Annotated in this window: 11 protein-coding genes; 9 read left to right on the top strand and 2 right to left on the bottom strand. The window is 69.0% G+C overall.

Features of this window, described 5'->3' with window-relative positions:
* The first annotated feature begins 38 nt into the window (after positions 1 to 38).
* A complete protein-coding gene (locus tag ABZ858_RS12850; protein WP_361375775.1) occupies positions 39 to 437 on the top strand; it encodes an OB-fold nucleic acid binding domain-containing protein in 399 nt (132 codons plus the stop codon).
* Positions 438 to 440: 3 nt separating this feature from the next.
* On the top strand, positions 441 to 1,247 hold the full coding sequence (locus ABZ858_RS12845; RefSeq protein WP_361375772.1) for a DUF3159 domain-containing protein: 807 nt from the start codon (positions 441 to 443) through the stop codon (positions 1,245 to 1,247).
* 174 nt (positions 1,248 to 1,421) lie between these two features.
* Here ABZ858_RS12845 and ABZ858_RS12840 read toward each other — a convergent pair whose 3' ends face one another.
* Positions 1,422 to 2,099 carry a TrkA family potassium uptake protein gene (locus tag ABZ858_RS12840; RefSeq protein ID WP_361375769.1) on the bottom strand — a complete coding sequence of 226 codons (678 nt, stop codon included), beginning with the start codon at positions 2,097 to 2,099 and terminating at the stop codon, positions 1,422 to 1,424.
* Complete coding sequence (locus ABZ858_RS12835) at positions 2,099 to 2,770, bottom strand: TrkA family potassium uptake protein (RefSeq protein WP_361375766.1); 672 nt, start codon at positions 2,768 to 2,770, stop codon at positions 2,099 to 2,101. The genes ABZ858_RS12840 and ABZ858_RS12835 overlap by 1 nt, the downstream gene beginning before the upstream one ends.
* Before the next feature lie 282 nt (positions 2,771 to 3,052).
* On the opposite strand from ABZ858_RS12835, the gene ABZ858_RS12830 reads away from it, so the two are divergent.
* From ABZ858_RS12830 to ABZ858_RS12800, 7 genes are all read left to right on the top strand, one after another.
* Positions 3,053 to 5,185 (top strand): SpoIIE family protein phosphatase, encoded by a 2,133-nt coding sequence (locus ABZ858_RS12830; protein ID WP_361375764.1) that lies wholly within the window; start codon positions 3,053 to 3,055, stop codon positions 5,183 to 5,185.
* A 340-nt stretch (positions 5,186 to 5,525) separates the two neighbouring features.
* Positions 5,526 to 7,583 (top strand): APC family permease, encoded by a 2,058-nt coding sequence (locus ABZ858_RS12825; protein WP_361375761.1) that lies wholly within the window; start codon positions 5,526 to 5,528, stop codon positions 7,581 to 7,583.
* Between the two features lie 231 nt (positions 7,584 to 7,814).
* Positions 7,815 to 9,161 (top strand): TRAM domain-containing protein, encoded by a 1,347-nt coding sequence (locus ABZ858_RS12820; protein ID WP_361375758.1) that lies wholly within the window; start codon positions 7,815 to 7,817, stop codon positions 9,159 to 9,161.
* Positions 9,162 to 9,438: 277 nt separating this feature from the next.
* On the top strand, positions 9,439 to 9,624 hold the full coding sequence (locus tag ABZ858_RS12815; protein ID WP_361375755.1) for a hypothetical protein: 186 nt from the start codon (positions 9,439 to 9,441) through the stop codon (positions 9,622 to 9,624).
* A complete protein-coding gene (locus ABZ858_RS12810; protein WP_361375752.1) occupies positions 9,621 to 11,054 on the top strand; it encodes an N-6 DNA methylase in 1,434 nt (477 codons plus the stop codon). Before ABZ858_RS12815 ends, ABZ858_RS12810 begins: the two co-directional genes overlap by 4 nt.
* Positions 11,051 to 12,244, top strand: coding sequence for a hypothetical protein (locus ABZ858_RS12805; RefSeq protein WP_361375749.1), 1,194 nt, complete (start codon positions 11,051 to 11,053; stop codon positions 12,242 to 12,244). The genes ABZ858_RS12810 and ABZ858_RS12805 overlap by 4 nt, the downstream gene beginning before the upstream one ends.
* Positions 12,245 to 12,249: 5 nt before the next feature.
* Positions 12,250 to 13,746 carry an N-6 DNA methylase gene (locus ABZ858_RS12800; protein WP_361375746.1) on the top strand — a complete coding sequence of 499 codons (1,497 nt, stop codon included), beginning with the start codon at positions 12,250 to 12,252 and terminating at the stop codon, positions 13,744 to 13,746.
* Positions 13,747 to 13,748: the final 2 nt, after the last annotated feature.

Below are 13,748 nucleotides of genomic sequence, written 5' to 3'. Positions count from 1 at the left end.
GTTACGGGCCTGTCGGTGTCCCCCGGTACGCTTCAGGCATGAGTGCTGTTCCTCGTCCCGAAAAGCCGGCGGGCCGGTTCCGGCGCATGCTCGACCGGCTCTCGACCTCGCAGGAGGACCTGGAGTCGGAGGAGCTGCGCGAGGACTCCGAGACCGCGGGCTGCACCCGGATCGGTGACTGCCACGACCGGCAGATCGTGTCGGTAACTGGTACCTTGCGCACGGTCACCCTGCGCCCGCGCGCCGGAGTCCCGGCCCTGGAGGCGGAGTTGTTCGACGGTTCCGCCGCCCTGGACGTGGTGTGGCTCGGCAGGCGCTCCATCGTGGGTATAGAACCGGGGCGCAAGCTGATCGCATCGGGGCGGATCTCCATGAGCCGGGGCCGCCGGGTGCTGTTCAACCCCAAGTACGAACTGCGACCCCTCGGACGGGAGTAGCCCGTGACGTCACTCGACAAGCCGGCCGAAGAGACGGCCGCCGACGACGGCGCCAGGGCGGTGACGGAGGCCGCGCTCTTCGAGGCGTTCGGCGGGGTGCGCGGCATGGTCGAGACCGTGCTCCCCGGGCTGCTCTTCGTCACCATCTTCACGATCAACAAGGACCTGCACTGGTCGGCGATCGCCGCCCTGGTGGTGTCCCTGGCGCTGGTCGCGGTGCGGCTGGTGATGCGGGACACCGTCAAGCACGCCTTCAGCGGCGTCTTCGGCGTGGCCTTCGGCGTCGTCTTCGCGATGATGACCGGCAACGCCAAGGACTTCTACCTGCCGGGCATGCTGTACACGCTGGGCCTGGCGCTGGCGTACATCGTGACCACGCTCGCCGGGGTCCCGCTGATCGGCCTGATCCTCGGCCCGGTCTTCAAGGAGAACCTCTCCTGGCGCACCCGCAACCCGGGCCGCAAGAAGGCGTACGCCAAGGCCAGCTGGGCCTGGGGCCTGATCCTGCTCGCCAAGTGCGCGATCCTCTTCCCGCTGTACTGGTGGGCGAACACCGCGCAGCTCGGCTGGGTCCTGGTCGCCCTCAAGATCCCGCCGTTCCTGCTGGCGGTCTGGCTGACCTGGGTGTTCCTGGCGAAGGCGCCCGCGCCCATCGACGTGTTCGCGGAGATGGAGGCGGAGGAGAAGGCCGAGGAGGAGCGCAAGGCCGCCCTCGCGGCCGAGCGCGGCGAGGGCCCGGACGCTGCGACCGGCGGCGGCCTGGACGGCTCGGCGGGTCCGGCGGCCGGCCGGCACCGCCGCGGGGCCTAGCCGCCCGCACGGCCCGCCACAGGGCCCGCGTGCGGCCCGCCGCAGGAGACGCGCGTACGGTCCGCCGCAGGACCCTCGCACGGCCGCCGCAGAACTCGCGTACGGCCCGCGTACGCCGATGGGGGCGCCCGGAGATCTCCGGGCGCCCCCATCGGCGTACGCGAGGCGAAGGGCTCAGCCCTCCGTGTCCGGCCGCCGCACCGACAGCAGGTCCTCCAGCTGCTCCTCGCGGGCCTGTGCGGCCACGAACAGCAGTTCGTCGCCCGCCTCCAGCGAGTCCTCCTGGGAGGGAGTGAGGACCCGGGTCCCGCGGATGATGGTGACCAGGGAGGTGTCCTCGGGCCATTCGACGTCCCCGACCTGGGTGCCGGCCAGCGCCGACTCCTCCGGCAGGGTCAGCTCGACGAGGTTGGCGTCGCCGTGGCTGAAGCGCAGCAGCCGCACCAGATCGCCGACGCTCACCGCCTCCTCCACCAGGGCCGACATCAGGCGCGGGGTGGACACGGCGACGTCCACGCCCCACGCCTCGTTGAACAGCCACTCGTTCTTCGGGTTGTTCACCCGGGCGACGACGCGCGGCACGCCGTACTCGGTCTTCGCCAGCAGGGAGACGACGAGGTTCACCTTGTCGTCGCCCGTCGCGGCGATCACCACGTTGCAGCGCTGCAGCGCCGCCTCGTCCAGGGACGTGATCTCGCAGGCGTCGGCGAGCAGCCACTCGGCCTGCGGGACGCGCTCGACCGAGATGGCGGTCGGCGCCTTGTCGACGAGAAGGACCTCGTGGCCGTTCTCCAGCAGCTCACCCGCGATCGAGCGACCGACCGCGCCGGCACCGGCAATGGCGACCCTCATCAGTGACCGCTCTCCTCTTCGGGGCCCTCGGCGAACGCCGCCTCGACCTTGTCCACGTCGTCCGTCCGCATCATCACGTGCACGAGGTCGCCCTCCTGCAGCACGGTCTGCGAGGTGGGCAGCATCGCCTCACCGAGGCGGGTCAGGAACGCCACCCGGACGCCCGTCTCCTCCTGCAGCCGGCTGATCTTGTGGCCGACCCACCGCGGTGAGGCGTGCACCTCGGCGAGCTGGACGCCGCCGGTGGGGTCGCGCCACAGCGGCTCCGCGCCCGAGGGCAGCAGCCGGCGCAGCATCTGGTCGGCCGTCCAGCGGACCGTGGCCACGGTCGGGATGCCGAGGCGCTGGTAGACCTCGGCGCGCCGGGGGTCGTAGATGCGGGCGGCGACGTTCTGCACACCGAACATCTCCCGGGCCACCCGCGCGGAGATGATGTTCGAGTTGTCGCCGCTGGAGACGGCCGCGAACGCGCCGGCCTCCTCGATGCCCGCCTCGCGCAGGGTGTCCTGGTCGAAGCCGATCCCGGTGACGCGGCGACCGCCGAAGCCGGGTCCCAGCCGGCGGAAGGCGGTGGGGTCCTGGTCGATCACGGCGACCGTGTGCCCCTGTTGCTCCAGGGTCTGGGCGAGAGCGGAGCCCACTCTCCCGCAGCCCATGATGACGATGTGCACCTGGCCCTACCCCGCAGTCCTGGTCAAGCCGATGACCTGCGAAAACACCCTGCTCACTCTTCTCTCTCAGTCTGCTGGGCAACAACCGGGCAACGGCTCGGGGCGTTGCCAGGACACGAGCTTAAGCGGCCACGGCGCCCACAGGTCCACCGGCGTGCGCAAGGACGGGCACGCCAGGTCCGCGCGGTCGGGTGGGGGACGTGCCGTTCCGGGAGCAGCATGGAGGGGACGGCCCTCGGCAGTCGCAGCCTCCGGGCCCGGGCGAGGAGGGAGCTGAGTCAGATGGCCACCGACGCGTCGTTCGGGGAGGAAGCGCGGACGCACCAGGCGGAGCCGACGCCGCCGGGCGGGCTGCTCGACCTGCTCAGCGTGTCGGCGGTGGTGCTGGACAGCGGCGGCCGGATCGTGTTCTGGAGCCCGCAGGCGAGCGAGGTGTTCGGCTACACCGCCGAGGAGGCGCTGGGCCGGTACGCGGCCCGGCTGCTGGTCCACGAGGAGCACCGCGAACTGGTCACCCAGCTGTTCGCCGAGGTGCTGGGCACCGGTACGAGCTGGGCCGGCGCGTTCCCCGTCCGGCACAAGGACGGCGGCACCCGCCTGGTGGAGTTCCGGAACATGCGCCTCCTCGACGACCTCGGCGACGTCTACGCCCTGGGCATCGCCGCCGACCGGGGCACGCTGGACCGGATCGAGACCGAGCTGGCGCTGTCCGAACGCCTGGTCTCCCAGTCACCCATCGGCATCGCGCTGCTCGACGCCGACCTGCGCTACGTCCTGGTCAACCCCGCGCTGGAACGGATCGACGGCATCTCCGCGGCCGACCACATCGGCCGCCGCCCGCACGACATCCTCCCGTTCGCCGCCATCGACACCATCGAGTCCGCCCTGCGGCAGGTCCTGGTCACCGGCACCCCGCTGATCGACCAGTACATCGTCGGCCGCACCGAGGCCGACCCGGACGAGGATCACGCCTGGTCGGTGTCGTACTACCGGATCGAAGGGGCCGGCGGGCGGGTGATCGGCGTGGCGCACTCGGTCGTCGACGTCACCGAGCGCCACCGGGCCGCGACCGAGGCGGACCGGGCCCGGCGCCGGCTCGCGCTGATCGCGGACGCCTCCGCCCGGGTCGGGACCACCCTGGAGGTGGAGCAGACCGCGCAGGAGCTGGCCAACGCCGCCGTGCCCGACCTGGCCGACGTCGCCGCGGTCGACGTGCTCGACGCCGTCCTGGCCTTCCGCCGCACCACCGCCTCGCACGAGGGCCCGGAACTGTTCCGCGCGCTCGCCGTGGCCGGCGCCCACCCCGCCGAGGACCTCGCCGCCGCGGACGAGGCCGGTGACCTCGCCGCCTACGGCCCGGACCGGCTGATCACCCGGTGCGTCCACACGGGCCAGCCGGTCGTGGTCGCCCACACCGGGCAGGACGACCTGCTGCACATCGCCCGCGACCCGGCCGCCGCGGCCGCCTTCGCCCGGGCCGGTGTGCACTCCTACCTGGCGGTGCCGCTGATCGCCCACAACGAGGTCCTCGGCGCCTTCGACCTGCTGCGCACCCGCAACCCGCTGCCCTTCGACGAGGACGACGTGATCCTCGCCGGCGAACTGGCCGCCCGGGCGGCGGTGGCCATCGACAACGCCCGCTGGCACCAGAGCGTGCGCAACTCCGCCGAGACCCTCCAGCGCTCCCTGCTGCCCGGCATCCCGCCCCGGCTCACCGGCCTGGAGGTCGTCTCCCACTACCAGCCCGCCCAGGCGTCCAGCGAGATCGGCGGCGACTGGTACGACGTCATCCCGCTGGCCGGCGACCGGACCGCCCTGGTCGTCGGTGACGTCATGGGCAACGGCATCGACGCCGCCGCGGCCATGGGCCGGCTGCGCACGGTGACCTGCGCCTACGCCGATCTCGGCCTGGTCCCCGACGAGGTGCTGCGGCACCTGGACAAGATCACCTGCGGCCTTGAGCGCTACATCGCCACCTGCCTCTACGCCGTCCACGACCCCCACCGCCACCAGTGCGACATCGCCAACGCCGGCCACCTGCCCCCCGTCCTGATCCGCGCCGGACAGCGCCCCGCGCTCCTGGACCTGCCCACCGGTGCTCCCCTCGGCGTCGGCGGGGTGCCGTTCAGCACCACCGCCTTCGACCTGCGCCCCGGCGACCGGCTGGTCCTCTACACCGACGGTCTCGTGGAGACCCGCCACCACCCCATCGACGAGCGCCTGGCCACCTTGCTGCGCATCCTCGACGAACCACGCGTCCTCGGCGAACCGCCCCGCCCGCTCGACGAGACCTGCCAGTGGCTCCTGCGGGCCCTGCGCCACCCCGACGACCACGACGACGTGGCCCTCCTCATCGCCCAGGCCCGCCCGGTCGGCCCCCCGCGGGAGGGCGAGCGGGAACCGGGCGGGAGGTGAGCCGCGCCACACCCGAGAGCGCCGATGAGGGACTTATTCCACTTGTGAGGGTCCACGCCGAGTGATGCTGCGCACGCTGCACGCGGTGAGGAATCCGAGGCCGAGCAGCGCCGCGACGGCGCCGATCAGCTCCGCGGTCGGGGGCATGGGACCTCCGGGGGCGGCGAGGGCCGGGGAACGGGCAGGGAATCGGCGAAGTTCGGCGGAGTTCAGCCATCTAGGCACGGCAACCCCCTCACCTGCGGAATCCGCAGCGGCCGCCGCTCGCGATTTCACTCGTGAGGCAGATCTCGGACGGCAGGTGGGCGACCCGCAGTTCGACGCTCTACGATCCTCTGTTGTGTCCAAACTGACCGACGTGCCCAAACGGATTCTGATCGGGCGCGCACTGCGCAGCGACCGGCTGGGGGAGACCCTGCTGCCGAAGCGCATCGCTCTCCCTGTCTTCGCCTCCGACCCGCTGTCCTCCGTGGCGTACGCGCCCGGCGAGGTGCTGCTGGTCCTGTCCATCGCGGGCGTGTCGGCGTACCACTTCAGCCCCTGGATCGCCCTCGCGGTCGTGGTGCTGATGTTCACCGTGGTCGCCTCCTACCGGCAGAACGTGCACGCCTACCCGAGCGGCGGCGGCGACTACGAGGTCGCCACCACCAACCTCGGCCCCAAGGCGGGCCTGACGGTGGCCAGCGCACTGCTCGTCGACTACGTCATGACCGTCGCCGTCTCGATCTCCTCCGGCATCGAGAACCTCGGCTCCGCGGTGCCCTTCGTGGTGCAGCACAAGGTGCTCTGCGCGGTCGTGGTGATCCTGCTGCTGACGGTGATGAACCTGCGCGGCGTCAGGGAGTCGGGCACGCTGTTCGCGATCCCGACGTACGTCTTCGTGGCCGGCGTCTTCGTCATGATCATCTGGGGTGCGTTCCGCGGCCTGGCCCTCGGCGACACCATGCGGGCGCCCACCGCCGGCTTCCACATCAAGGCCGAGCACCAGGGACTGGCCGGCTTCGCCCTCGTCTTCCTGCTGCTGCGCGCCTTCTCCTCCGGCTGTGCCGCCCTCACCGGCGTCGAGGCGATCTCCAACGGCGTCCCGGCCTTCCGCAAGCCCAAGTCCAAGAACGCGGCGACCACGCTGGCGATGATGGGCCTGCTGGCCGTGACGATGTTCTGCGGCATCATCGTGCTGGCCATGACCACCAAGGTCCACATGGCCGAGAACCCGGCCACCGACCTCCTGCGCAACGGCTCCCCGATCGGTTCCGGATACGTCCAGAACCCGGTGATCTCCCAGGTCGCCGAGGCCGTCTTCGGCAAGGGCAGCTTCCTGTTCGTGGTCCTCGCGGCCGCCACCGCACTGGTCCTCTTCCTCGCGGCGAACACGGCGTACAACGGCTTCCCGCTGCTCGGCTCGATCCTCGCCCAGGACCGCTACCTGCCCCGCCAGCTGCACACCCGCGGCGACCGGCTCGCCTTCTCCAACGGCATCGTGCTGCTCGCGGGCACGGCGACCCTGCTGACCGTCGTCTACGGCGCCGACTCCACCCGGCTGATCCAGCTGTACATCGTCGGCGTGTTCGTGTCCTTCACGCTCAGCCAGATCGGCATGGTCCGGCACTGGAACCGCCACCTGGCCACCGAGCGGGACCAGGCCAAGCGCCGGCGCATGATCCGCTCGCGCGCCATCAACGCCTTCGGCGCCTTCCTCACCGGCCTGGTGCTGGTCGTCGTGCTGCTCACCAAGTTCACGCACGGCGCGTGGGTGGCCCTGCTGGGCATGTGCATCTTCTTCGCGACGATGACGGCGATCCGCAAGCACTACGACCGGGTCTCCGAGGAGATCGCCGCGCCCGAGGAACCGGACGACGACCTCGCGCGCCCCTCCCGGATCCACTCCGTGGTCCTCATCTCCAAGATCCACCGCCCCACCCTGCGGGCCCTGGCCTACGCCAAGCTGATGCGCTCCGACAGCCTGGAGGCGCTCACCGTCAACGTCGACCCGGCCGAGACCAAGGCACTGCGCGGGGAGTGGGAGCGGCGCGGCATCGACGTCCCGCTGAAGGTCCTCGACTCGCCCTACCGCGAGGTCACCCGGCCCGTCATCGAGTACGTCAAGAGCCTGCGCAAGGAGTCCCCGCGCGACGCCGTCTCGGTGATCATCCCCGAGTACGTCGTCGGTCACTGGTACGAGCACCTGCTGCACAACCAGAGCGCGCTGCGCCTGAAGGGCAGGCTGCTGTTCACGCCGGGCGTCATGGTCACCTCGGTGCCCTACCAGCTCGCCTCCTCCGAGGCGGCGAAGCTGCGGGCCCGCAGGCGCCAGGAGTGGAGCGCGCCGGGCGCGGTCCGGCGCGGTCCGGCGCAGGTGCGCAAGGAGCCGAAGGAGTCTTCGGCGCCGAAGGGCTGAGGCTGCGCGCAGCCTCAGCCCTTCGGCCCCGACGTCGTACAGCCCCGACGTCGTACAGCCCCGACGTCGTACAGCCCCGACGTCGTACAGCCCCGACGTCGTACAGCCCCGGCCTCGTACGGCTCCGGCCTCGTGGTGAACGGCCGGACGACACCCACGTAGACTGGTGGGCTGTTGTCCGGCCGTTTCGCCGTTCTCGTTCCCCCGTTCTCGATCTGGAGTCACCCCACCATGCAGGCAGAACCGAAGAACTCGCAGGTGGGACCGGAGACGGACTCGCTGGTGGGCCAGGAGTACGAGGTCGAGATCGGCCCGGTGGCGCACGGCGGCCACTGCATCGCTCGCACCGCCGAGGGCCAGGTGCTCTTCGTGAGGCACGCGCTGCCCGGCGAGCGGGTGGTGGCCCGGGTCACCGAGGGCGAGGAGGGCGCCCGTTTCCTGCGCGCGGACGCGGTACGGGTCCTTGAGGCGTCCAAGGACCGGGTCGAGGCCCCCTGCCCGTACGCCGGCCCCGGCCGCTGCGGCGGCTGCGACTGGCAGCACGCCAAGCCGGGCGCCCAGCGCCGCCTGAAGGGCGAGGTGATCGCCGAGCAGCTGGAGCGGCTCGCGGGCCTCACCCCGGAGGAGGCCGGCTGGGACGGCACGGTGATGCCCGCCGAGGGCGACAAGCTGCCGGCCGGCGAGGTCCCGCAGTGGCGCACCCGCGTCCAGTACGCGGTCGACCCGGCCACGGGCAGGGCCGGCCTGCGCCGCCACCGCTCGCACGAGGTCGAGCCGATCGAACACTGCATGATCGCGGCCGAGGGTGTCAGCGAACTCGGCATCGAGCAGCGCGACTGGACGGGCATGGAGACGGTCGAGGCGATCGCCGCCACCGGCTCCCAGGACCGCCAGGTCGTGCTGACCCCGCGCCCCGGCGGCCGCCTCCCGCTGGTCGAACTGGACAAGCCGGTCTCCGTCCTGCGCGTCGACGAGAAGACCGGCGGCGTGCACCGCGTGCACGGCCGCCCCTTCGTCCGCGAACGCGCCGACGGCCGCACCCACCGCGTGGGCGCCGGCGGCTTCTGGCAGGTCCACCCCAAGGCGGCCGACACCTTGGTGACCGCCGTGATGCAGGGCCTGCTGCCGCGCAAGGGCGACATGGCCCTCGACCTGTACTGCGGCGTCGGCCTCTTCGCCGGCGCGCTCGCCGACCGCATCGGCGACAAGGGCGCCGTCCTCGGCATCGAGTCCGGCAAGCGCGCCGTCGAGGACGCCCGCCACAACCTCGCCGACTTCCCCCGCGTCCGCATCGAACAGGGCAAGGTCGACTCCGTCCTCCCGCGCACCGGCATCACCGAGGTCGACCTCATCGTCCTCGACCCGCCCCGCGCAGGCGCCGGCCGCGCCACGGTCGCCCACCTCGCGTCCCTCTCGGCCCGCCGCATCGCCTACGTCGCCTGCGACCCGGCCGCGCTGGCGCGGGATCTGGGGTATTTCCGGGAGGGGGGGTATCGGGTGCGGATGCTTCGGGCGTTTGATCTGTTTCCGATGACTTCGCATGTGGAGTGTGTCGCCATCCTGGAGCCGAGTAAGTAGGGTGCCTGGTTTGCGGTTTCACGGATGCGTCTCTTGTGACAGCGGGCGTCCCGAACGATGTCTTAGACGCTGAGTTGATGACTCTCTGATAGGGACCGGGGCCGTGTCCCACGGTGGGACCGTTGCCAGGGGTGAGCTGAGCCGTCCTGCCGACTCAGCTGCTCATTGAGAGTGGGCAAAAACAAAATCTCATGCTGCGCGCCTCGCATGCCTGCGCACGGTTACCTTCGTCTCGTCACGAGCTCTGCTGCTCGGATGGACCGAGAGGAGTCGCAGCATGCAGCATCGAGCACTGCTGTTCATCATGGTTGTTCAGACTGCAGTGATCACCGGCTTACTGGCCGGTATCGTCCAGTTCGCTGACGGAGGGCAGTTGATGGGGGCGATCAAGTACGGGGGCGTCGCGTTCGCTGGTGCTATGGGGCTGGGCATCTCGGCGGTCACCTGGCTGAAGCCTTCATGACGACTGTGACCGCAGGCCAAGACACAGAGGCGTTCAGGGGAGTCTGGCGGGCCCTGAACGCCCTGAGTCGCACCGCCACGCCAGAACTCGCCTACCAGCTCGCTCATCAAGCGATCTTCTTGAGGTCATGGCCGAGGCCGAACGGCGACGGCCTTCCCAGAAGCTTCGGGCCCGTCGAACCTGCTCTGAGAGCGGCGTGGACTCGCTTGGGACTTGACCGTTCGATGGGACAGGGGGCCCCGAAGGGTGGTCAGGCCCGTCTGCTGTGTGGCGACGCCGATCGCTCACTGGCAGTGCTGATCAGAGAAGTGGCCGGGGTTGAGGAGCCCGGCGGTCTGTTCGACGCCTGCCTCGACAGGTACTCGGCCCAACTCGGTTCGGGCGGTGACTATTACACATCGCGCCCATTGGCCCGGCTCATGGCGGGGCTGGCCGTGCCCCGCACCGGTGAGCGTGTTCTGGACCCGGTCTGCGGAAGCGGACGGCTCCTGGTTGCTGCCGAGCGGAGGGCACGCGAACCCGGTAGTGCGACCGGTGCACTCCATCTCCACGGCAGGGACATCCGCCCAGAGGCCCGCCGAGTCGCGGCGATGAATCTGATGCTCAATGGACTGTGCCACGACCTTGGTGACAGGGCGATCGACAGCCTGTGCGCCGGGCCCACCCAGCTGTCCGCCGACGTCGTATTGGCCAACCCCCCACTGAACGCCAAGGACTGGGGGCACCAGGAGCTGAGTGGGGACTCACGCTGGAGTCTTGGCCCTCCGCCGAAGGGGAACGCGAATTTTGCCTGGGTCCAACATGCCCTGAGCGAGCTCTCGTCTCAGGGGCGGGCCGTAGTGCTCCTTCCTGACAGTGCCACGAGACGACCCAATGCCCAGGAGTGGCACATCCGACGGCGGTTGATCGAAAGAGATCTGCTTGCCGGAATCGTGGCCTTGCCCCCGCGATTCTTCCCGCATACCCGAACAGGCACAACGCTGTGGCTGCTCGCCAAGGACAAGAGCGCGAACCCTTACTGGGGTCGGAACTCCAGAGTCGGGGAGGTGCTCTTCGCCGATGCGCGGTGGTTGAGCGGCCGCGCCGATCAAGGGGGCTACCGACTAGTGGACGAGGAGATCGACCAGGTCTGCGGCGTGTTTGCGAGCTGGCGCGGGGCCCCGGCCTTCCAGGCGGTCAGTGACAGTGCAGTCAAGGACGCGAGCTGGTGGTATTCAGCGAGTACGGATGGCATCGCACGGCGAGACTTCGACCTCGGGCCGGGCAGCTACGTCCGGCAGATGGCTGTGGACAGTGGAGTCTCGGTGCCTGAGGAGGCCCCCGAACGCCCGGTGAACGAGTTGTACGAGTGCTTCGATCACGCCGTGACCATCAGTCGGCAACTGCGGCATGTGCTCGGAGCGGAATCGATGGGGCGCGCGGACACATGAACCCTCTGTATGAGCCCAAGCGGGTGGAGAAGCCAGGATGGATCACCACTGAACTGGCCGGCATGCCAGGGATCGAATCGGTGTCCTACGGCGTCGTGCGGCCAGGCCGGCACGATCCGGGGGGAGTACCCATGATCCGGGCGGGCGATATCGTTGACGGGGCTGTGAATGAGAGTGATCTCGCTCGGATCGCTTCCGACGTGGACAGCCAGAATCGGCGTACGTCGCTGCGGACGGACGATCTCCTCGTCGTACTGGTCGGTCGGATCGGGGATACGGCGGTCACCAGGCCGCGCCACCATGGTTGGAATGCCGCCCGGTCGGTCGCCGTCATTCGGTTCACCTCGGCTGGACTGGCCAACAGAATCAGCACTTGGATCCGTTGGTGGCTCGCCGCGCCCGAGACCCGCGACCTGCTTCGGGTCGGCTCCGCAGGCGAGGAACACGCGACTCTCTCGCTCACCGACCTAAAGCAGCTTCGAGTCTCCCTTCCGCCCTACCACCTCCGCACACGGCTCCTGCAGACGATGAGCCTCGCGGAACAGAAGATCGCGCTGAACACGCGCATCGCGACGCGAGCCACGGAACTCGCGGACGCTTATTTCGACCGCTTTGCCGGCGACACAGGCCTGACGCAATGGTCAAGAGTGCCGATTGCTGACGTGTGCCAGGTGATAGGCGGGTTCCCTCGAAGAGAACAGACAGAGGGCACGGCAGCCATCGCATGGGCGGCGCCCAAGGAGGTACTGAACAGCAAGACGCCGCAACTGGACCAGACAGCGCAGATCACCTGGGCGGCACGCGAGATGGCCTGCGGCTCCGGAACGCTGTTGGTCGCCCCCCGACGGGGCGCAGTGAAGACGGTGGCAGCCGCGATCCCGGTCGTTCCAGGTAACGGCATGCTCGCACTGCGTACGGAGAGCGAGGCGGACCGGATGTGGCTCCTGCACGAACTGCGCTCCAGGAGCGGAGAGCTAATCGCTACGACGCAGGGAGAACAGGCACGCGCGATGAGCCGTAAGAAGTTCCCGAAGTTCTCTCTGTCCTGGCCTGTGGAGGATGTACGAGAGCGCTTCGCCCAAGTGGCAGTCCCGCTCCACGCGCGCGTCCTCGCAGCTATCAAGGAGAACCACGCGCTCCGGAAGCTGGTCGTCGCCGAAATGACCGGACGAGCGAACGGTGAGAGGTGATGAATGTGTCTCCGCACAGGACACAGCCGACGACAGCCGCCGACCTGTTGTGGAAAGCCGCGGACAAGCTGCGCGGCGCCATGGACGCGGCGCAGTACAAGAGCACCGTGCTGACGCTGATTTACCTTCGCTTCCTGTCTCTTGCCTTTGAGCAGGTACGACGGCAGCTGGAAGTGGACGGCTTGGGTGAGGAGGAAATGGCTTATGGCGCCTACGGACTGAGGTGGATTCCGTTGGTGGCTCGCTGGGACACTCTTGTCCGACGCACTCGGGATCGCGACATCGATCCAGTCACGGTGATCGACGAGGCCCTGAACGCGCTGAGACACAGCGATCGGAGCCTTGAGGATCTGTTCCCGCAGGCCGGCGTCCTTTTGTCAGGCATGGACCGCCAGCGCATCAGTGAACTCCTCACGCTCTTCGACGACGTCCGAAACCCCGCTATCTACGAGGAACTGCTCGCAGAGTTCTCCCGATTCGAGGGCAGGAAAGGGGGTGGGTTCCATACCCCCAAGAGCGTGGTACGGCTGCTCGTCGAGACACTGCAACCACAGCGAGGACGTGTGTATGACCCCTGCTGTGGCTCAGGCGGCATGCTGGCGCAAGCAGCGAAGTTCGTGAAGGACCGAGGCGGGGAGCCGGCTGCCGACCTCGCATTGTATGGGCAGGAGGTCAACGTCGGCAGTTGGCGATTGGCCCGGATGAATCTCGATCTCCAAGAGATTTCAGTGGACCTTGGGTGCGCCGACACACTGGCGTGGGACCGGCGGCCGACACTCAGTGCGGACGTCGTGCTGGCCAATCCGCCTTTCAACGTGTCCGATTGGGCTTTTCGGGAGGGTGACCCGCGCTGGCGGTACGGGACTCCTCCGCGTACCAACGCGAATTTCGCATGGTTGCAGCACGCCGTCCACAAGCTGAGCGACCACGGTAGCGCCGGCGTGGTCCTGGCCAACGGGTCGCTGTCGTCGAAGCAGAAGGGCGAGGACAAGATCCGCAAAGCCCTGGTGGACGCTGACTTTGTTGCCTGCATTGTGGCTCTCCCGCCCCAGCTTTTCGCTTCCACAGCGATTCCTGCCTGCATCTGGTTACTGACCAAGGACAAGTCACCACGGGGCGCGGAAGGATTGACTGATCGGCGTGGCCAGACACTCTTCATCGACGCGCGGGCTATGGGGGAGATGGCGGGGCGATCGCATCGTCGGCTGACAGACCTGGAAGTTTCTGAGATCGCCCGCACGTATCATGTATGGCGCGGAACTGGTCGCCAGAGTGAGGAATATCTGAATGTGGCCGATTTCTGCCACTCCTCGGGGCTTGATGAAATTCAGCAGAATCAGTACATCCTCACGCCCGGCCGCTATGTTCGAGTGGCGGAACAGCAGACTGGGCATGATGGCAAGTGTCATGCGCGCATTGACCTATTGGCAAGGGATCTTCTTGAGCTTTTGGACAGATCGGATGGCCTTACGCGGGAGATGCGACGGCATCTGGATCAGTGAGC

Origin of the sequence: Streptomyces sp. NPDC047017 (assembly GCF_040644175.1) — a bacterium.
Classification (GTDB): domain Bacteria; phylum Actinomycetota; class Actinomycetes; order Streptomycetales; family Streptomycetaceae; genus Streptomyces.
This window is presented reverse-complemented; position numbering and strand designations above follow the sequence as displayed.

What these genes read in the sequence shown, in the direction of transcription:
- ABZ858_RS12830 (WP_361375764.1), top strand. Translation starts at nt 3,053, where the DNA reads ATGGCCACCGACGCGTCGTTCGGGGAGGAAGCGCGGACGCACCAGGCG.
- ABZ858_RS12815 (WP_361375755.1), top strand. Translation starts at nt 9,439, where the DNA reads ATGCAGCATCGAGCACTGCTGTTCATCATGGTTGTTCAGACTGCAGTG.
- ABZ858_RS12840 (WP_361375769.1), bottom strand. Translation starts at nt 2,099, where the DNA reads ATGAGGGTCGCCATTGCCGGTGCCGGCGCGGTCGGTCGCTCGATCGCG.
- ABZ858_RS12850 (WP_361375775.1), top strand. Translation starts at nt 39, where the DNA reads ATGAGTGCTGTTCCTCGTCCCGAAAAGCCGGCGGGCCGGTTCCGGCGC.
- ABZ858_RS12820 (WP_361375758.1), top strand. Translation starts at nt 7,815, where the DNA reads ATGCAGGCAGAACCGAAGAACTCGCAGGTGGGACCGGAGACGGACTCG.
- ABZ858_RS12805 (WP_361375749.1), top strand. Translation starts at nt 11,051, where the DNA reads ATGAACCCTCTGTATGAGCCCAAGCGGGTGGAGAAGCCAGGATGGATC.
- ABZ858_RS12810 (WP_361375752.1), top strand. Translation starts at nt 9,621, where the DNA reads ATGACGACTGTGACCGCAGGCCAAGACACAGAGGCGTTCAGGGGAGTC.